We start from the raw sequence: 19,676 nt of genomic DNA on the forward strand, positions 1-19,676 counted from the left end.
TATAAAATATAGAGGAAAAGGAAGCCGGGCGGACAAGCCCCTAAGGCTTGAACGATAAAACCGGGATAGAGTCCTATAGCTCAGTTGGTTAGAGCGCCACACTGATAATGTGGAGGTCGGCAGTTCAAGTCTGCCTGGGACTACAAGGCCCAGGACGTATATATACAACATACGGGGGATTAGCTCAGCTGGCTAGAGCACCTGCTTTGCAAGCAGGGGGTCAACGGTTCGAATCCGTTATTCTCCACACTCGGGAACAGTCCGCAAGGATTTAAAGAGTTCCCAAACGATCTTTGACATATTGGTACATGAAACTGTAAGTAAGACTTTTAAGTAAAGAAAAGAGAGCAATCTCAAGATACAGCTGAAAGTATGAGCTACTCATCCGGTCTCTCAAGAGCCGGATAGTAAGAAAGAAAGTAAATAAGGGCGCAGGGCGGATGCCTTGGCTCACGGAGGCGATGAAGGACGTGATAAGCTGCGATAAGCTTCGGGTAGGTGCAAATAACCGTTAATCCGAAGATTTCCGAATGGGACAACCCGGCAGTCTGAAGGACTGTCATTTGGACTTATGTCCAAAGGCGAACGCAGGGAACTGAAACATCTTAGTACCTGCAGGAAGAGAAAATAAACTAATGATTCCCCTAGTAGTGGCGAGCGAACGGGGAAGAGCCCAAACCGTTTTTGTGGTAACGCAAGAGCGGTGTTGTAGGACCGCGACATCGGACCTTAGAATCGATCGGAACGTTCTGGAAAGAACGGCCATAGATGGTGAAAGCCCAGTATGAGAAGACGATAAGGCCGTAGCGAGCTCCTGAGTAACGCGGAACACGAGAAATTCTGCGCGAATCCACCGGGACCATCCGGTAAGGCTAAATACTCCCGTGAGACCGATAGTGAACCAGTACCGTGAGGGAAAGGTGAAAAGCACTTCGATTAGAAGGGTGAAAGAGATCCTGAAACCCTGCGCCTACAAGCGGTCGGAGCCGAGCAATCGGTGACGGCGTGCCTTTTGCATAATGAACCTACGAGTTGCCGTCGCCGGCAAGGTTAAGGATGAAGACATCCCGAGCCATAGTGAAAGCGAGCCTGAATAGGGCGCTGAGTCGGCGGAGGCAGACGCGAAACCAAGTGATCTACACTTGACCAGGATGAAGTCCGGGTAACACCGGATGGAGGTCCGCACCAATAAGCGTTGAAAAGCTTCTGGATGAGTTGAGTGTAGGAGTGAAAGGCCAATCAAACTTGGAGATAGCTCGTACTCCCCGAAATGCATTTAGGTGCAGCGTGGCACGATCCCGTAGAGAGGTAGAGCGACCGATAGGATGAGAGGGCTTCACCGCCTATCAAGTCCTGACGAACTCCGAATGCTCTACGGCCGCAGTGTCGCAGTAAGGGCGCGGGTGCTAAGGTCCGTGCCCGAGAGGAGAAGAATCCTGACCGCCGTCTAAGGCCCCGGAATTCTGCCTGAGTTAGTCTAACGAAGTCTGGTCCCTGTGACAGCTAGGATGTTGGCTTGGAAGCAGCCATTCATTCAAAGAGTGCGTAACAGCTCACTAGTCGAGGGTCCGGGCATGGATAATAATCGGGTATAAGGCAGATGCCGAAGACGCGGGATAGTAATAATAAAAGTATCGGTAGGGGAGCATTCCAGTCTGCGTTGAATCCGGGGGATAACCCCCGGTGGAGCGTCTGGAAAAGCAAATGTAGGTATAAGTAACGATTAGGGGGGTGAGATCCCCCCCCGCCATAAGACTAAGGTTTCCCGGGCAACGTCAATCGGCCCGGGGTTAGTCGGGTCCTAAGTCTAAGCCGAACGGCGAGGGCGATGGCAGACACGGTTAATATTCCGTGACTAGCGTACGGAGTGAAGCGGGGACGGAGCAGTGAAACCACCGCGCGCAGACGGAATTGCGCGTTGAAGGGTGTAGGAGTTGATTGACGGAGGCAAATCCCCGTCAAGATCCGAACCTGATAGTACGGCTGTCCCTTCGGGGAAGGCTGATAGTGTGGGTAAACATACTTCCTAGAAAATCCGCTAAACTTAATCCGTACGGTACCCGTACCGCAAACGGACACACGTAGTCGGGTAGAACATACTAAGGCGTTGAGAGATTCATGGTTAAGGAACTAGGCAAATTAACCCCGTAACTTCGGGATAAGGGGTCCTCTCCTCCGGGAGAGGCGCAGAGAATAGGTCCAGGCAACTGTTTAACAAAAACACAGGGCTGTGCGAATTCGAAAGACGAAGTATACAGCCTGACACCTGCCCGGTGCCGGAAGGTTAAGAGGAGATGTCATCCTTCGGGAGAAGCATTGAATTGAAGCCCCGGTAAACGGCGGCCGTAACTATAACGGTCCTAAGGTAGCGAAATTCCTTGTCGGGTAAGTTCCGACCTGCACGAATGGTGTAATGATCCGGACGCTGTCTCAACCATGAGCTCAGTGAAATTGTAGTATCGGTGAAGATGCCGATTACCCGCGATGGGACGAAAAGACCCCGTGAACCTTTACTATAGCTTAGCATTGACTTTGGTCATCCGATGTGTAGGATAGGCCGGAGGCTTCGAAGCGCAGGCGCCAGCCTGTGTGGAGCCATCCTTGAAATACGGCCCTTTGGCTGTCTGAAGTCTAACTCGTATAACGAGGACATTGTTTGGTGGGTAGTTTGACTGGGGTGGTCGCCTCCAAAAGCGTAACGGAGGCTTCCAAAGGTGCCCTCGGACCGATTGGTAACCGGTCTCATAGAGTGCAATGGCATAAGGGCGCTTGACTGGGAGGGAGACATCCCGAGCAGGCAGGAAACTGGGGCATAGTGATCCGGCGGATCCGTATGGAAGGTCCGTCGCTCAAAGGATAAAAGGTACTCCGGGGATAACAGGCTGATCCCCCCCAAGAGCTCATATCGACGGGGTGGTTTGGCACCTCGATGTCGGCTCGTCACATCCTGGGGCTGGAGAAGGTCCCAAGGGTTGGGCTGTTCGCCCATTAAAGTGGCACGCGAGCTGGGTTCAGAACGTCGTGAGACAGTTCGGTCTCTATCTATCGTGGGCGTGGGAGTTTTGCGTGGTGCCGTCACTAGTACGAGAGGACCGTGATGGACAGACCTCCGGTGAACCGGTTGTGCCGCCAGGCGCACCGCCGGGTATCCGAGTCTGGGAAGGATAAGCGCTGAAAGCATCTAAGTGCGAAGCCAGCCACAAGATGAGAACTCCACATAAGGGTCGTCATAGACTATGACGTTGATAGGGTGTAGGTGTAAAGGCGGTGACGCCAAAGCCGAGCACTACTAATTGCCCGAAACTTCCTTTTAGAGTCATAATTTCAGATGTATCTGCTTTTTTTTGCAGGAGAAATACGATAAGGTTATCATGTACCGAAAAAGTCAAACCCAATATCAGGTGGTTATTGCGGCGGGGTCCCACCTCTTCCCATTCCGAACAGAGAAGTTAAGCCCGCCTGCGCCGATGGTACTGCAATGCAATGCGGGAGAGTAGGTGGCTGCCTTTTTTTAAAATTAAGCCTCGAAACGATTATGTTTCGAGGCTTTTTTTGTATATATATGTTTGTCTTCTAGCAAGACTGAAATGTGATTCCCAGTTCTTACTATTTGTGAAAAGTAAGATTACCGGGTATCTTTTGCCATTTTCCTCTCACCGGAAATTTCAATGTACTGCCTTCTTCTTTATTAAGAGTATAGGTATTATCATTGTTAAGTTTTAGTGTGCATGTAAGATCTTCGCTTCCATAATTATTTACCAGGGTTATTTTTGCTGTCTTGCTGTCTATAATTTTTGCTGTTGCAATTGCCCATACTTGTGTACATTGTAGTGAACCAACATAACCGGCTAATTTTCCTAGTATTTCCTGATCGGGGACAAGTATATCCTGAGAATACAAATTCATATTTATGTATATTTTGTGTTCATCATTGTATATTTTGCATTTGAAAGTTGTACTGTCTTGTGCGAACAAATTGAAGGAACTAATTAGTAGTAAACTTAGTATAAATAACTTTTTCATTTTCATTTTATTTTGTTTCTGCAAATATAAATAATTTACATCATTAAATGGGCATATTTAAGAAAAATAATCTATTATGAATTTGTTTTTTAGAAAAATAATAGTATATTTGCGCTAATTATTAAGCAAATTTTACATAGAGAGAGATGTCGAAACCTGACTATATATTAGAATCAAGTTGGGAAGTCTGTAACAAAGTTGGAGGAATATATACAGTACTTTCTACTCGTGCAAAAACATTACAAGATGTGATGAATGATAAGATTATTTTTATAGGTCCAGATATATGGATCGGTAATGATAATCCGTATTTTATTGAAGATAGTAATATCTTTAGTGAGTGGAGAAAAAAGGCTTTATCGTCTGGATTAAACATACGAATAGGCCGATGGGACATACCCGGTTATCCAATATCCATTCTGGTTGATTTCAAACCTTATTTTAAAATCAAAGATGAAATATATGGTTGGTTATGGGATAATTATCAAGTGGATAGTCTCCATGCTTATGGTGATTACGATGAAGCTTCAATGTTCTCGTATGCAGCTGCTTTGGTGGTAGAAAGTTTTTACAAATATAATATAAGTGAACCTTCAAAAGTTATATACCATGGAAATGAATGGATGACTGGTTTAGGTCTTCTTTATATCAATAATAAGTTGCCGCAGGTAGGAACAATATTTACAACACATGCTACTAGTATAGGCAGAAGCATTGCCGGTAATAATAAACCGTTGTATGATTATTTGTATGCGTATAATGGTGATCAGATGGCTCAAGAGCTTAATATGCAAAGTAAGCATTCGATAGAAAAACAGACTGCAAAGTATGTGGATTGCTTTACAACAGTGAGCGATATTACAGCCAATGAGTGCAAAGAACTACTGGATAAGCCTGTCGATGTTGTAATTCCAAATGGATTTGACAATAATTTTATACCAAAATCGGCAAGCTTTATAAAGAAAAGGAATACAGCAAGAAAGAAAATGCTTGATGTGGCAAATGCTTTGTTAGGAACTGATTTAGATGATTCTACTTTGTTAGTATCTACAAGCGGAAGATATGAATTCAGGAATAAAGGCATCGATGTATATATAGAAGCGATGAACAGGTTATTGAAAGATGACTCATTGACAAGAAATGTGTTAGCTTTTATTGAAGTTCCGGGATGGGTGGCAGAACCTCGCCAAGACTTAATTGAAAGATTAAAAAATGGGGGAGAATATGATACTCCTCTAGAAAATCCGGTGCTGACTCACTGGTTGCATCAAATGGATGAAGATAGAGTGATGTCTATGTTTAATTATCTTGACATTAGGAACAGACAGAACGATAAAGTGAAATTCATATTTGTACCATGCTATCTTACCGGTAATGATGGTATTATGAATATTCCATATTATGATCTTGTTTTAGGATATGACTTATGTATCTATCCATCGTATTATGAGCCATGGGGTTATACACCTTTAGAGTCGATAGCATTCAAAGTTCCATGTATTACGACCGATTTATCTGGGTTTGGCTTATGGGCAAATACAGAAAAAGGCGGGTATAGTGAAATAGCAGATGGAGTAAAAGTGATACATCGCACCGACTATAATTACTCTGAAGTGGCTGATGAAATTAAAAAAGCTGTTGTCGAATATTCTAATTTTGATGATACAGCAGTAAAAAAAGCACGAGGAAACGCAGAAAAGTTATCAAAGAAAGCATTGTGGAGCAGTTTTATAAAGTATTATTATGAAGCATATGATATTGCTCTTGAGAAGACATTACAAAGAAACATAAACAAATAATATTTTTATTATTCAAATTTGATAGGTTATGAAAATTAAATCAGATTATGCTAATACTCCAAAGTGGAGAGAAACGATGGTGAAGTCAACGCTTCCTAAGCAACTTGAATGTTTGGATGAATTGGCACATAATATGTGGTGGTCTTGGAATTATGAAGCAAGAGATCTCTTTGCAATTCTAGATGCTGAACTTTTTGAGGAAGTTGGACAGAATCCAGTACTTCTGTTAGAGAGGTTGAGCTACGAAAGGAAAGAAGAAATCGTTAAAGATAAGTCTTTAATGAAAAAGGTAATGGATGTATACAGCTCTTTCCGTGAATATATGGATGAAGCTCCTAATGAAGAACGCCCATCAGTTGCCTATTTCAGTATGGAGTATGGTCTGAATCAGGTTCTGAAAATTTATTCGGGTGGCCTAGGCATGCTTGCAGGTGATTACCTTAAAGAGGCATCAGACAGCAATGTAAATCTCTGTGCTGTAGGTTTCTTGTATAGATATGGCTATTTTACTCAGACATTGAATATGGAAGGGCAGCAGATTGCTAAATACGAAGCCCAGAATTTCAATTCATTGCCTATTGAGCGAGAGCTTAACGAAGATGGTACACAAGTAGTGGTAGATGTACCTTACGTTAATTATCAGGTTCATGCATATGTATGGAGAGTTAATGTTGGTCGTATCAAATTGTATCTACTTGATACAGATAATGATATGAACTCTGAGTTCGATAGACCAATCACTCATTCACTGTATGGTGGAGATTGGGAAAACCGCCTTAAGCAAGAGATCTTGTTAGGCATAGGTGGTATTCTGACATTAAAGAAACTTGGAATAAAAAAAGATATTTATCATTGCAATGAAGGTCATGCAGCACTTTGCAATCTGCAACGTCTTTGCGACTATGTAGACAGTGGACTATCATTTAACCAGTCAATGGAACTAGTTCGTGCATCAGGTTTGTATACAGTACATACACCTGTACCTGCAGGACATGACTATTTTGATGAAGCGTTGTTTGGTAAATATATGAGAAACTATCCTGATAAACTAGGAATAACCTGGGATGAGTTTATAGGTATGGGACGTCAAAATCCTGATGATCATTCAGAGAGATTCTGCATGTCAATCTTTGCATGTAACACATGTCAAGAGGTTAATGGAGTAAGTAAATTACACGGTTGGGTTAGTCAGAAGATGTTTGCTCCAATATGGAATGGATATTATCCGGAAGAAAATCACGTAGGTTACGTTACCAATGGCGTTCACTTCCCAACATGGGCTGCTACCGAATGGAGAAAACTCTATACACAAGCATTTGATGAATCATTTATGAGTGATCAGAGTAATCAAAAGATATGGGAAGCTATCTATAATGTTCCGGATAATGAAATATGGGATACCCGTATGGCTTTGAAGAAAAAACTTGTAGATTACATAAGAGACAAGTTCCGCGAATCATGGTTGAAAAATCAAGGCGACCCATCTCGTGTTGTCTCAATTTTGGACAAGATCACACCTAATGCCCTCATTATAGGTTTCTGCCGTCGTTTTGCTACATATAAGCGTGCTCATTTGCTCTTTACAGATTTGGATAGACTCTCAAAGATCGTAAATGATCCTGAACGTCCTGTTCAGTTCCTGTTTTCAGGAAAGGCTCATCCGGCTGATGGCGCAGGTCAAGGACTGATTAAAAAAATATTTGAGATAAGTCAGCGTCCTGAATTCCTGGGTAAGATTATTTTCTTGGAGGATTATGATATGCAGCTAGCCCGCCGTCTTGTTTCGGGTGTTGATATTTGGATGAATACTCCGACCCGTCCTCTTGAAGCATCTGGTACATCAGGTGAAAAAGCTGAGATGAATGGCGTTGTAAATTTATCAGTACTTGATGGATGGTGGCTTGAAGGATATAGAGAAGGAGCAGGATGGGCTCTTACAGAGAAGCGAACTTATCAGAATCAAGCATATCAAGATCAACTTGATGCCGCTACAATATATGGATTATTGGAGAACGAAATAGTACCATTATATTACAACACATGTAATAAGGGATATAGCGAAGGCTGGGTTAAAGTCGTTAAGAACTCAATTGCACAGATCGCTCCACACTATACGATGAAGCGCCAGTTGGATGATTATTATGACAAATTCTACATTAAAGAAGCAAAACGTTTCAAGAAAATATCTGAAAATGATAATCGTTTAGCTAAAGAAATAGCACTTTGGAAGGAATCTGTTGCAGAGCGTTGGGATAGTATCCGCGTTGTGTCTCAAGAGACTAATATTCCATCCGGAGGTATGCTGACAGGTCATGAATATACCCTAAAGTATGTTATAGACGAACAAGGTTTGAATGATGCCGTAGGTTTGGAAATCGTAGCAGTTAGAGCAGATTCAACAGGAGAAGAGCATGTGTTCAATGTACGTCAATTGAATATGGTAGGTCATGAAGGCAATAACTATACTTTCGAAGGTAAGATAGAACCGGATGGAGCAGGCTCTTATAAGAGTTGTGTAAGAATGTATCCAAAAAATGATCTTCTTCCACACCGTCAGGATTTCTGCTATGTCAAATGGTTAGACTAAAATAGAATGAACAAAAAACGTGTCTGAAAATTCAGACACGTTTTTTATTTAGTATATAAAGTATTACACTAAATATTGAGAACTTATACTTTCATTATTTACCACTCTGATGATTGTTTCAGCAAACATATCTGCAACAGATAGTTGTTTAACCTTTGCACATCTGTTAGAATATGGGATAGAATCAGTAAATACTATTTCTTCCAATGCAGAATCCTGAACACGCTCGCTAGCAGGACCGCTCATTACACAGTGAGATGCACAAGCCCTGACAGTAAGAGCACCGGCTTTCTTCATGATATCAGCAGCTTTTGTTATTGTGCCGGCTGTATCTACCATGTCATCTATTATTATAACATTCTTTCCGCTTACATCACCAATAATCAGCATGCTGTCTACAACGTTGGCACGAGCACGGGTCTTATTACATAAAACTAATGGGCAACCTAAGTATTTAGCGTAAGTGTTTGCACGTTTAGAACCACCAACGTCAGGAGAAGCGATAACCAAATCTTTAAGTTTAAGACTCTGAAGATAAGGAAGGATTACACCAGAAGCATAAAGGTGGTCAACAGGAACATTAAAGAAACCTTGAATCTGATCAGCATGTAAATCCATTGTGATAAGACGGTCTATACCGGCTGCACTAAGCAAGTCGGCTACAAGTTTAGCACCGATACTAACTCTTGGTTTGTCCTTTCTATCCTGGCGTGCCCATCCGAAGTATGGGATTACAGCTATGATACTTCTTGCTGAAGCACGTTTAGCCGCATCAATCATAAGTAACAGCTCCATAAGATTGTCTGAGTTTGGGAACGTACTTTGTACAAGAAATACATCACGACCACGGATAGATTCCTCATAAGATACAGCAAATTCACCATCAGAGAACTTTGTAATCAGAAGCTTGCCAAGGGGGCATTTCAAGCTTTGACAGATTTTTTCTGCTAGGTATCTCGAGTTGGTCCCGGAAAATACCATAAAAGAGTTTTGTTCACTCATTGTTATTGTTAGTTTATGTTATGTTAATACTTTAAACTTGAATTATCAACCTATTGCTTTTCTCAATTTCTCGAAATGAGATATTATCTCTTTATAGTTCATCCCATTGTGGATATCAAATTTGTTCCATAAATCTCCACAAACTACAACACCTCCGAATCCAAGGTCCTTAGCTATTTTGATATTATCAATATCAATACCTCCTAAAGCATAGACCCTTTTGTCAATAAGTCCATTTTTGGCAGCATCCTTAAGCTCGTTCATTGTGAAATTAGCCTTTTCGTCTTTGAATTCTATGCAATCGAATATATTTTTAAGAAAAATATAATCGGATTTCTTTTTAGTCTCCTTAATACTGTCAATAGAAAGGCAAGTTCTACTGATGTTTCCTTTGTAATTCTCTGGATTGGGGGCATTAGGGTCGTCAATGTGAATACCCTTTAATCCATATTCGCTTTTCAGATAATAATGATCATGAACCGTTATCTTATTATAGCAGTCGTCAGGCAAAAGTGATAATAGCCTTTCCGAGTATATCGGTGCCGCGCCAGATTTGTATAAATGTAGGTTTTCCAGACCTTCATCAAACATGGCTGAAAGTATTTTGTCTTCTTCCACAAAAAATGTGGATTTAGTCATTATAATAAGTTTCATTATATGTATAGTCCCTTTTCAGGATGCAAATGTAGTAATTTTATGCTAATAATGCAATTTAACGGTGATAAAAAGTTATCTTTGTACTCTAAAAACGTAATTTGATTTTAAATGAAAGTAGATAAATTGAACTTTTCCGGTTTAAATCGACCAATGTATGTGTTAGAAGAAAACAAGCTGATACACAATCTAAGTGTGATTCGTGATGTGGCTGATAAGTCAGGGATTGAGATAATTCTTGCCTTTAAAGCATATGCATTATGGAAAACATTTCCTATCATTCGCCGGTATATAAATGCAACGACAGCAAGTTCTCTATACGAAGCACGACTTGCCAAAGAGGAATTTGGCAATAAGGCGCATACTTTCTCACCGGCATATACTGATTATGAGATAGCTGATATTGCAGCATGTTCCAGTCATATTACATTCAATTCACTAAATCAGTTTAATAATTATAATAAGGTGGTACGTTCGGTAAACCCGGATATAAGTTGCGGAATCAGAATCAATCCTGAATATTCGGAAGTTGAAACAGAACTATATAATCCATGTGCTCCCGGCACAAGATTCGGTATTACTGCAGATAAGTTACCTGAAGAGTTGCCCGAAGGCATAGATGGATTTCATTGTCACTGTCATTGTGAGAGTGGGGCAGATGTATTCCAACGTACATTATCTCATATAGAGGAGAAATTCGCAAAGTGGTTCCCTCAGTTGAAATGGATAAACTTTGGTGGTGGTCACCTTATTACAAGAAAAGACTATGACATCTCTCTTCTTATTCAGATGATGCAAGATTTCCATAAAAGATATCCGTCATTAAAGATCATCCTGGAACCGGGAAGCGCTTTTGGTTGGCAGACAGGACCTTTAGTATCACAGGTCGTGGATATTGTAGAAGACCATGGGATAAAAACAGCCATCCTGAATGTTAGTTTTACATGTCATATGCCCGATTGTCTGGAAATGCCATACCAGCCTACTGTAAGAGGAGCCGAGACATTGCCCTTAGATACCCCTATTGGAGATGGTAATATATATAGATTAGGTGGTAATAGTTGTCTGTCAGGCGACTTTATGGGTTCATGGAAATTTGAAGCCCCATTAAAGGCAGGCGATAACATCATATTTGAAGACATGCTTCATTATACAACAGTGAAGACATCAATGTTTAATGGAATAACCCATCCATCAATAGGCTTATTGCATGCCGATGGAGAACTTGAAATCCTGCGTGAATACAGTTATGAAGACTATAAAAAAAGGATGGATTGATTACTTTAGACATATTTTTTTCATTTTTTTTATGCCAAATATTTGTGAAATCGAAAAAATATATTACCTTTGCACTCGCATTTGGAGAAATGCTCCTTATTAATAAGGATTCTAATGCGGAAATAGCTCAGTTGGTAGAGCACGACCTTGCCAAGGTCGGGGTCGCGGGTCCGAGTCCCGTTTTCCGCTCACATTTTGAATAAAGGTAAGGGATTTTTATCTCAAGCCCAGGTGGCGGAATTGGTAGACGCGCACGTTTCAGGTGCGTGTGTCGTAAGACGTGCAGGTTCGAGTCCTGTTCTGGGCACATATTTATTTAAAATGGCACATGTTGGAGAGGTGGCGGAATTGGTAGACGCGCTACTTTGAGGGGGTAGTGAAAATTTTTCGTGGGAGTTCGAGTCTCCTCCTCTTCACACATTTTTATTTTCTTGCGGAAATAGCTCAGTTGGTAGAGCACGACCTTGCCAAGGTCGGGGTCGCGGGTCCGAGTCCCGTTTTCCGCTCTTTTTTTGGAAAAATACAAATCAATGAATTTATATATAAGATATTTTGATAAAGAGACATTAGTCAATAATGTCGAACAAGCGATAGACTTTATTGGATCGATTCCCGAAATAGGGATGAACCCGGAACTTGAGGCAGATATAAGGGAATATGCAGATAGTAATGTATATTATCCTAAGAGATATAAGATAAGACCGAGGGTTTATTTTATTATTATCAAAACGGAGGCTGCAACAATGATTGATTTTAAAGAAAAAAGAGCCGTTCATCAGGTTTCTCCGGTAGAGAAGCGTGAGTTGACATCCCCTTCTATTGTCCGCTTAAGTGAGTCGGCTTTAGGATGGTATGAAGGTGACATCCTCTTCAAGAGAGTGATGCAAGTCCCCGGAACAGGAAAGTTTCAATATTTTGATACTCGTTTTGTTGCAGACTGTAAAGCTGAATCAGGCATTGATTGCTATAATCGTATTGTTGAATATCTTCGTAGCAGAGTAGATGACCGCAGTCAGTTCCCTTCAGCAAAAGGCAAGAATTTTAAGTTTCATTTTTTAGGTCAATGCAAGTGATATGAATAAAGTAATGCTTATTGGAAATGTGGGAGCAGATCCTGACGTCCGCTATGTGGATAGTGATGTAGCTGTAGCAAGTGTTCGTCTGGCTACAACGGAGAGAGGATATACTATGCCGAATGGCACTGTCGTTCCAGACCGTACAGACTGGCATAATCTTGTCTTGTGGCGTGGTCTTGCTAAAGTCGTTGAACAGTATGTGCACAAAGGCGACAAACTATATGTTGAAGGCAAACTGCACACCAGAAGCTATGACGATAAGCAAGGAATAAAAAGATATGTTACAGAGGTTTATGTAGATAATATGGAGATGCTTACATCAAAGAGCTCTTCTGCCAATGCGCATCCCGCCGGAGAAAATCTACATGAGTCTAATAAGCCTTCTTCTGCTGCCGAAAATGCAGAAAGTGGAGAAGTTCCGTTTTAAATTAGAAAATAATAATTGGATATACAACCTTTGATTGATGCCCTGCGCGAAGTGTCGTTTAGACAACCTTCCACAGGCGTAGTAATAACAGCAGTAATAACTGTTATATTGATTATGATATCCGCATTTGCGAGTGGTTCCGAGATAGCTTTCTTTTCTTTGTCACCAAAAGATATAGATGATTTGAATCCTGAAAAGAATGAAAGTGATGCTATGATAACCAAGTTGCGTGAAGATTCGGAGCGTACACTTGCAACAATTCTTATTACCAATAATTTTGTCAATGTTACTATAATTATGCTTTGTAATTATATATTTTCAAGCATGATAAATTTTGGAAATTCTCATTGGTTGCAGTTTATCTGTATAACAATCCTTCTTACTTTTATTCTTCTTCTGTTTGGTGAGATAATGCCTAAGGTATACTGTGCCCAGAACCCTTTGCGTTTTTGTCGCAAGGCTGTTAACGGTATCATGTTTTTGCGAAACTTATTTTGGCCTATGGAGACAATCTTATTGCGTAGCGGTATATTGGCTCAGAAAGTCGTGCAACGAGAAAATCATATCTTAAGTGTAGATGATCTGGAACAGGCGCTTGAGCTAACAGACAAAAATGACATAAAAAATGAACAGAACCTGCTTCAAGGTATTATAAGATTTGGTGATGAGACAGCCAAAGAGATAATGACGTCAAGACAAGACGTTGTTGACCTTGACTTTAAGTGTTCTTTTGATGAAGTATTGAAAAGCATCGTAGACAATAACTACAGTCGTATACCTGTATATCAGGACAATACAGATAATATTAAAGGTATTCTATACATTAAAGATTTATTACCACACCTAAACAAACCATCTAATTTCGAGTGGCAGTTATTGATCAGACCTCCGTATTTTGTGCCTGAAACTAAAAAGATTGATGATTTGCTGCGTGAGTTTCAGGAGAATAAAGTGCATATCTCTATTGTCGTGGACGAATTTGGCGGTACCAGTGGTATTGTTACTCTTGAAGACATTCTTGAAGAGATAGTAGGAGAGATTAATGACGAGTATGATGACGAGGAGAAAGCCTTTGTGCGTCTTAATAAGAACACATATATTTTTGAAGGCAAAACGTTGTTAAGTGACTTTTACAAGATATTAAAAGTTGATGATGAAATTTTTGAAGATATAGAAGGTGACGCTGACACTTTAGCAGGACTTATGCTAGAACTAAAGGGCGATTTTCCTAAGATACAGGAAAAATTGGAGTATCATAACTTTACATTCGAAATTATGGAACTGGAAGAACGCCGTATCAGCAAGGTTAAGGTGATCGTCCGTGAAAATCCATCAGAAGAAAATGGCACTAATTGATATTCGACATTTTTCACCGGGAACTATTTTGGGATTGTGGCAGATATCAGAATCCACAGCCGAATTTTATTTAAAAGATCCTTACCTGTCTATTTATAGAGAGGAAGTAGACTTAAAGTTTAGGTCGGATAACAGAAAAAAAGAGTTCTTGGCCATACGTGCATTATTACATGAGATATATCCAGATGATACACCTTTTGTAAGTCATGAATTGAGCGGCAAGCCCATATTGAGTAATGGGTATAACGTGAGCATAAGTCATACAAATGGATATGCTGTACTTATCGTATCAGAGAAAGATGCCGTAGCCGTTGACATAGAATACCGTTCAGACAGAGTCTCTAAGGTAGCAAATAAGTTTATAAGAGAAGATGAAGAAGCCCCGGATGTGCTGTCGCAGTTGATAAACTGGTCGGCAAAAGAGACGGTATATAAGTATTTTTCATCCGATAACCTTGAATACTTCCAAATGAAAATGCATCATATTCAGCCGGCCAATAAAGGCTGTGTCATAATAGAGAATATGAAGCGATCCACTTCGGTAAGCGTTCATTATGAGATAACAGAAGCCTACGTGCTCACGTACATGCCATGAAATTTATTTTAAAAGAAAGAAGGACAACAACATGGCTAGTAAAGTTATAGACATGACCACCGGCTCGCCGGCACGGCATATATTACAATTCGCAGTACCCTTGATTTGTGGGTATATGTTACAGTCTATGTATCAGATTATTGATGCAGCAATTGTAGGGCGTTTTATCGGGGTTGATGCTTTAGCGGCAGTAGGTTCGAGCACATCCATAACATTTCTTATTCTTGGATTCTGCAACGGTTGTTGTTCAGGATTTGCAATCCCTGTAGCTCAGTCGTTTGGTGCAGGTGATTATTCATCAATGCGATCATATGTAAGCAATGCAATAAGACTCTCTGTCGTCATAGCAGTAATATTTACAATAGTTGCAGCAACATTGTGTACACCAATATTACATATGGTACAAACCCCGGCTGATGTATTTGGAGATGCTTACAAATTTCTGTTTATAACCGTATTGTCTATTCCCTTTATTATTGCATACAATTTATTGTCTAGTTTTATGCGTTCACTAGGTAATAGCAGGATACCATTCTATTTCCTTATATTATCATCGCTTATAAATATCATACTTGATTTCATTCTAATTATAGAGATGAAGATAGGAGTAGAGGGAGCCGCTCTGGCCACAATGTTTTCGCAGGCCCTTGCTGCTTATTGGTGCTATGTCTATATTAAGAAGAATATGCATATACTTTTACCAAAAGGCAATGAGTGCAAATATAATAAAAAGAAAACCCTGACTCTTATTAATAATGGTATTCCGATGGGATTGCAATTCTCTATTACAGCTATCGGAATAATTATGCTTCAGAGGGCAAATAATGCGCTGGGCACATTATATGTGGCAACTTTTGTGGCATCATTAAGAGTAAAATATTTTTTCACATGTATACTCGAAAATCTAGGTGTAGCGATGGCCACATATTGCGGGCAGAACCTAGGTGCCAAGAAAATACAGCGTATATCACAGGGAATACGTGCTGCATTAAAGATATCCGTAATATATGTAATAATAATTGTGGTTATCATGTACTTTTTTGCATCTGACTTTACATATCTGTTTGTTGACCCATCACAGACCGAAATCGTTAAAAACTCAACGATGTATCTACAGATAAACAGTTATTTCTATATATTGCTCGGTGTGCTTACCGTGTTCAGGTATAGCATTCAGGGTCTTGGATATAGTAATCTTTCTATGTGTTCAGGAGTGGCAGAGATGATAGCACGTACAGGTATTAGCTTATGGCTTGTACCGGCTTTGGGTTTCCTTGGTGTATGTTTAGGCGATCCTACTGCATGGATATTTGCAGATATGTTCTTGGTTCCGGCAGGCATTATACTTTATCATAGATTGAAAAAGAGAATAATAAGTTCAGCTAGTTGATTTATTACATTGAGACTTGAGACTGAGACCTTTTAGTCTTTCTATATTAAAATAGCTTTTTGTTATTGCAAAAAGTAAATAAGAGAATAAGCGTAATCTTAAATATTGATGATCTTAGATCTTTCACAAAAAAAACGATATATGATTGATATTTTACAAGTTTCTAAACTTATATATCTAATTTTATGTTTTGTATAATCTTTTGTGTTTTGTATTATATCAGTACGAGCATTAAATTTTTGATACGCTATATACTAAATATATGAACATAGTATAATTGATAAATTACATTTCAAAACAAATAAATAGTATGCTCGCATTTGTTTTGTATGAAAGTTTTTTCATAAGTATTAAATATGTTGTAAAACATTTTATTTATGTTAGTAACAATAAATTTGGCTCTTTATATAAATATATTCGTGTTTATTTTTATTTTTACAAGAACAATATGTATCTTTGTAAATGGTAATAAATTTCAAAATTATAGTTGCCAATATGCTACAAGCAATTTTGGCTGTATATTTAATAACTGAAAATGGTTAGTAAGTAAATTATAAAAACACCTTGCAACATTTTAATGTTTCACCAATTATATATAAGTATATTTATTTTGAAACGAATTATAAGGGTTTATATGTAAAATCTAATAACTTAAAAAACAAAAAAAATGAGTTTGATATCTGTAAAATGTCCCAATTGTGGAGCCATAATCCAACTAGATAATGAACTAACTGAAGGTTTTTGTTCTTATTGTGGAAATAAAATTAGAGTTCAGGAAGCGCAAAAAATGACAATTAAAAATATTTTTTTAAAAGCTGAATGTTCAGATGATCTGGAAAATCTTTACGAGATAGCTAGGCGTGCAAAAGATAGTAATAATAGTGAAAAAGCTGCTAAATATTATGAGATGATTCTTATAAAGGATCCTAAAAGTTGGGAAGCTAATTTTTATGTTGTGTTTTTTGAAGCTATGTCGTGCAAGATAGGAGAAATATCATTATCAGCTGAAAAAGTTTGTAATGCATATTCATCTACTTTGAGTCTAATAAAAAAGAATCTTTCTCTTGAAGATGCTGACAATGCTATAATAGAAATTACTGAAAAAGTTAAATCTTTAGGCTATATGTTATTTGATGCATCTATTACTCAATTCAAAAAAATTGATGGAACAATAAGAAAACGGTTTAACGATGAGTATATGACTCATGCATGTTGTTCTATAAGTGTAATATTAAAATGGGGAGATATCTTAGCAGAGGAAGAAAATAATACATATAAAACCATAATTCTAGAAATGTGGAAAAATGGTGTAATGTATCTAGGAACGGCGATTGATTCTGCAATGGATATTAATTCTATTCAGATTTTAGAAAAAATTGCCCATAAATATGAGGATAAAATCTCGGAAATAGAACCGTCTTATGAGCATCATAATTATAAATCAGGATGTTATATTGCAACTTCAATATATGGTTCTTATGATTGTCATGAAGTATGGACATTAAGACGATATAGAGATTTCAGGCTGGCTAAATCATGGTATGGGAGACTTTTTATAGAATTTTACTATACTGTTAGCCCAATAATAGTAAAACGGTTCGGAAAAACATCCTGGTTTAAAAATTTATGGAAGCCTGTTTTAGATAAAATGGTAAGTAAACTTCAAGTAATGGGCTACAAATCAACTCCATATTCAGATAAAAAAAGGTAATAAAATTCTGCAATTTAAAATGTCGTTATGTTTTATTTATTCACTTAAGACATGTTTCCTTTTTTGATAATTATAAGTTTAAAAATAAAGAGTTTAGACTACCATTATAATTGAATATCTATTAAGCTAATATGTAGAAAAGCATATGAATATATTGGAATGTAATTGTCCATGGCATTTTGCCAAACAACCTTATGTTAGTCAAGACGTAGGACCAAATAATGCCGCCGTAGAGCACTTTACGGCAACACCATATCCATCATTAATTCGAGAATCAATTCAAAACTCGTTAGATGCTGTTAGAGATAAGACGTTACCTGTTAAAATGAAGTTCGAATTTGGTCTATTGAGGTCTAACCTATCAAGCGTTTTATGAGTTACGTAATCATATATATGGTGTTTTGGAACTATATGGTGATAAAGCAAAACCTCAATATCAAGAGATGCTTAATTGCTTTGATAAAAGATTTAACTTTCAAAATGTTATTGAGTATATTAAGGTTTCTGATTACAATACAAAAGGTATGAACTATAAACCTAATGATTCACCATTTTATGCTTTCATACGCGCTGTTGGATTGACTGTTAAAAATGACGAAAGTTCTGGTGGCTCTTTTGGGTTTGGTAAAGCTACCTATTTTATGATGTCTCCAATTCATACAGTACTTGTATCAACAATGACTGAGGATCATAAAATGTTTTTTGAGGGGGCTGCCAGTCTTTGTACTCATCTATATAAAGATGAATATGGAAATGCCGTAAAATATCAACACTATGGTTATTATGATAACCAAAAAGGAATGCAACCTTCATGCTCACCTATCGATATCCCTAATAAATTCAAGAGGGAAGAGGTTGGTACTGACATCTTTATTATGGGTGTAGACGGGTCGGAAGAAAAGCGAAAAGGGGCTTATAATGAAATGATTGAGGCTGCTTTGCGCCATTTTTGGTTGGCTTTTATGCATAATAAACTTGAAGTTAAAGTTGGAGAAATACTTATTAATGCTGAAAAATTGGACGGTTTGATGCAAAAATACTTTCCTGAAATGACTGACAGAATTAAGTCTGGTGATAACTACAATCCACGACCATATTATGAAGCAGTAAAAAATGCAAATACATCAAAAGATTTTGTTCAAATAAATCAACATCTAGATCTTCTGGGAGATGTTTTACTTTTCATATGGAAAAATAAAGAAGCAAGAGATGCAGTTGTACATATGAGGAGACAACGTATGTTTATTAATCGTTCACGCTTATACTCGAGTTGTTATGGCTATTTTGCGGTATTCCTTTGCACAGATTTGCATTGTAATAAACTTTTGCAAAAAATAGAAGATCCTTCACATAGGAAATGGGAGCAAAGACGAAATCCCAAAAACGGGAAAGAAATTATTGAAGAACTAAATGAGTTTATTAATAATAGTCTGCATGATACTTTCGTGTCGGAAGGCGGTGGACCTTTAGCTATAACAGGTCTGGAAAACTATCTTTTCATGCCTGAAGAATTGATTGCCACGGATAAAGACAGCATAGAAGACAATCCTTTCTTTGGGGAGCCAAGTGAAGAACAACAAGATTATGGAGCATCACCAATATCAATTATAGCACCTCCAATTCCTCATATTGACAAAATTCCCCAAGATTCTTTTGGTAATGTTGTAACTATTAATTCCAATCAGGGAACAGAACGGCAATCTAGTTATAGCCGGACATAAACGTAGTAATGGCAAAAAAACGAGATTTGGTATAGGAAATAGTCCAGACAAGACAGC

Annotated in this window: 13 protein-coding genes, 6 tRNA genes and 2 rRNA genes; 18 read left to right on the forward strand and 3 right to left on the reverse strand. The window is 38.7% G+C overall.

What is annotated here, in order from left to right; genetic code table 11:
• Positions 1 to 69: 69 nt before the first annotated feature.
• The 4 genes from XYLOR_RS02850 to rrf all read left to right on the forward strand — a co-directional run bounded on the left by XYLOR_RS02850 (position 70) and on the right by rrf (position 3,510).
• Positions 70 to 143: transfer RNA gene (locus XYLOR_RS02850), tRNA-Ile, on the forward strand.
• Between the two features lie 30 nt (positions 144 to 173).
• Positions 174 to 247: transfer RNA gene (locus XYLOR_RS02855), tRNA-Ala, on the forward strand.
• Positions 248 to 413: 166 nt separating this feature from the next.
• Positions 414 to 3,312, forward strand: a 23S ribosomal RNA gene (locus XYLOR_RS02860).
• Positions 3,313 to 3,397: 85 nt separating this feature from the next.
• Positions 3,398 to 3,510, forward strand: a 5S ribosomal RNA gene (gene rrf, locus XYLOR_RS02865).
• 96 nt (positions 3,511 to 3,606) lie between these two features.
• On the opposite strand, the gene XYLOR_RS02870 is transcribed toward rrf, so the two are convergent.
• Positions 3,607 to 4,023 carry a hypothetical protein gene (locus XYLOR_RS02870; RefSeq protein WP_036876811.1) on the reverse strand — a complete coding sequence of 139 codons (417 nt, stop codon included), beginning with the start codon at positions 4,021 to 4,023 and terminating at the stop codon, positions 3,607 to 3,609.
• A 146-nt stretch (positions 4,024 to 4,169) separates the two neighbouring features.
• Between XYLOR_RS02870 and XYLOR_RS02875 the strand changes: the two genes are divergently transcribed.
• Both XYLOR_RS02875 and glgP read left to right on the forward strand, forming a co-directional pair.
• Positions 4,170 to 5,822, forward strand: coding sequence for a glycogen/starch synthase (locus tag XYLOR_RS02875; protein ID WP_036876813.1), 1,653 nt, complete (start codon positions 4,170 to 4,172; stop codon positions 5,820 to 5,822).
• Between the two features lie 28 nt (positions 5,823 to 5,850).
• On the forward strand, positions 5,851 to 8,409 hold the full coding sequence (glgP, locus tag XYLOR_RS02880) for an alpha-glucan family phosphorylase (RefSeq protein WP_036876816.1): 2,559 nt from the start codon (positions 5,851 to 5,853) through the stop codon (positions 8,407 to 8,409).
• A gap of 63 nt (positions 8,410 to 8,472) precedes the next feature.
• Here the strand turns inward: glgP and XYLOR_RS02885 are convergent, their stop codons facing one another.
• A complete protein-coding gene (locus tag XYLOR_RS02885) occupies positions 8,473 to 9,411 on the reverse strand; it encodes a ribose-phosphate pyrophosphokinase (protein WP_036876818.1) in 939 nt (312 codons plus the stop codon).
• A gap of 45 nt (positions 9,412 to 9,456) precedes the next feature.
• Entirely contained in the window at positions 9,457 to 10,065 is a 609-nt protein-coding gene (locus tag XYLOR_RS02890) for a beta/alpha barrel domain-containing protein (RefSeq protein ID WP_036876821.1), read from the reverse strand.
• Positions 10,066 to 10,176: 111 nt separating this feature from the next.
• On the opposite strand from XYLOR_RS02890, the gene nspC reads away from it, so the two are divergent.
• The 12 genes from nspC to XYLOR_RS02955 all read left to right on the forward strand — a co-directional run bounded on the left by nspC (position 10,177) and on the right by XYLOR_RS02955 (position 19,619).
• The gene (gene nspC / locus XYLOR_RS02895; RefSeq protein ID WP_036876823.1) at positions 10,177 to 11,343 is read left to right on the forward strand and encodes a carboxynorspermidine decarboxylase; all 1,167 of its coding nucleotides are present in this window, start codon (positions 10,177 to 10,179) and stop codon (positions 11,341 to 11,343) included.
• A gap of 116 nt (positions 11,344 to 11,459) precedes the next feature.
• Positions 11,460 to 11,532: transfer RNA gene (locus XYLOR_RS02900), tRNA-Gly, on the forward strand.
• 36 nt (positions 11,533 to 11,568) lie between these two features.
• Positions 11,569 to 11,650 (forward strand) — tRNA-Leu (locus XYLOR_RS02905).
• A gap of 26 nt (positions 11,651 to 11,676) precedes the next feature.
• Positions 11,677 to 11,759, forward strand: a tRNA-Leu gene (locus tag XYLOR_RS02910).
• Positions 11,760 to 11,776: 17 nt separating this feature from the next.
• Positions 11,777 to 11,849 (forward strand) — tRNA-Gly (locus XYLOR_RS02915).
• 24 nt (positions 11,850 to 11,873) lie between these two features.
• Positions 11,874 to 12,416 carry a hypothetical protein gene (locus tag XYLOR_RS02920; RefSeq protein ID WP_036880574.1) on the forward strand — a complete coding sequence of 181 codons (543 nt, stop codon included), beginning with the start codon at positions 11,874 to 11,876 and terminating at the stop codon, positions 12,414 to 12,416.
• Between the two features lies 1 nt (position 12,417).
• Entirely contained in the window at positions 12,418 to 12,846 is a 429-nt protein-coding gene (locus XYLOR_RS02925) for a single-stranded DNA-binding protein (RefSeq protein WP_036876825.1), read from the forward strand.
• A 15-nt stretch (positions 12,847 to 12,861) separates the two neighbouring features.
• The gene (gldE, locus tag XYLOR_RS02930) at positions 12,862 to 14,202 is read left to right on the forward strand and encodes a gliding motility-associated protein GldE (RefSeq protein WP_036876827.1); all 1,341 of its coding nucleotides are present in this window, start codon (positions 12,862 to 12,864) and stop codon (positions 14,200 to 14,202) included.
• On the forward strand, positions 14,189 to 14,797 hold the full coding sequence (locus XYLOR_RS02935; RefSeq protein ID WP_036880577.1) for a 4'-phosphopantetheinyl transferase superfamily protein: 609 nt from the start codon (positions 14,189 to 14,191) through the stop codon (positions 14,795 to 14,797). The genes gldE and XYLOR_RS02935 overlap by 14 nt, the downstream gene beginning before the upstream one ends.
• 31 nt (positions 14,798 to 14,828) lie before the next feature.
• Entirely contained in the window at positions 14,829 to 16,187 is a 1,359-nt protein-coding gene (locus XYLOR_RS02940) for an MATE family efflux transporter (RefSeq protein WP_036876829.1), read from the forward strand.
• A gap of 667 nt (positions 16,188 to 16,854) precedes the next feature.
• Positions 16,855 to 17,898, forward strand: coding sequence for a TFIIB-type zinc ribbon-containing protein (locus tag XYLOR_RS02945; RefSeq protein WP_036876832.1), 1,044 nt, complete (start codon positions 16,855 to 16,857; stop codon positions 17,896 to 17,898).
• Positions 17,899 to 18,299: 401 nt separating this feature from the next.
• Positions 18,300 to 19,619: a hypothetical protein gene (locus XYLOR_RS02955; protein ID WP_036876837.1), complete on the forward strand. Its 1,320-nt coding sequence runs from the start codon at positions 18,300 to 18,302 to the stop codon at positions 19,617 to 19,619.
• Positions 19,620 to 19,676 lie beyond the last annotated feature (57 nt).

Origin of the sequence: Xylanibacter oryzae DSM 17970 (assembly GCF_000585355.1) — a bacterium.
Classification (GTDB): domain Bacteria; phylum Bacteroidota; class Bacteroidia; order Bacteroidales; family Bacteroidaceae; genus Prevotella; species Prevotella oryzae.

Coding starts and splice junctions, on each gene's coding strand:
- XYLOR_RS02925 (WP_036876825.1), top strand. CDS start 12,418: ATGAATAAAGTAATGCTTATTGGAAATGTGGGAGCAGATCCTGACGTC.
- XYLOR_RS02945 (WP_036876832.1), top strand. CDS start 16,855: ATGAGTTTGATATCTGTAAAATGTCCCAATTGTGGAGCCATAATCCAA.
- XYLOR_RS02890 (WP_036876821.1), bottom strand. CDS start 10,065: ATGAAACTTATTATAATGACTAAATCCACATTTTTTGTGGAAGAAGAC.
- XYLOR_RS02940 (WP_036876829.1), top strand. CDS start 14,829: ATGGCTAGTAAAGTTATAGACATGACCACCGGCTCGCCGGCACGGCAT.
- XYLOR_RS02870 (WP_036876811.1), bottom strand. CDS start 4,023: ATGAAAAAGTTATTTATACTAAGTTTACTACTAATTAGTTCCTTCAAT.
- glgP (WP_036876816.1), top strand. CDS start 5,851: ATGAAAATTAAATCAGATTATGCTAATACTCCAAAGTGGAGAGAAACG.
- XYLOR_RS02920 (WP_036880574.1), top strand. CDS start 11,874: ATGAATTTATATATAAGATATTTTGATAAAGAGACATTAGTCAATAAT.
- XYLOR_RS02935 (WP_036880577.1), top strand. CDS start 14,189: ATGGCACTAATTGATATTCGACATTTTTCACCGGGAACTATTTTGGGA.
- nspC (WP_036876823.1), top strand. CDS start 10,177: ATGAAAGTAGATAAATTGAACTTTTCCGGTTTAAATCGACCAATGTAT.
- XYLOR_RS02885 (WP_036876818.1), bottom strand. CDS start 9,411: ATGAGTGAACAAAACTCTTTTATGGTATTTTCCGGGACCAACTCGAGA.
- XYLOR_RS02875 (WP_036876813.1), top strand. CDS start 4,170: ATGTCGAAACCTGACTATATATTAGAATCAAGTTGGGAAGTCTGTAAC.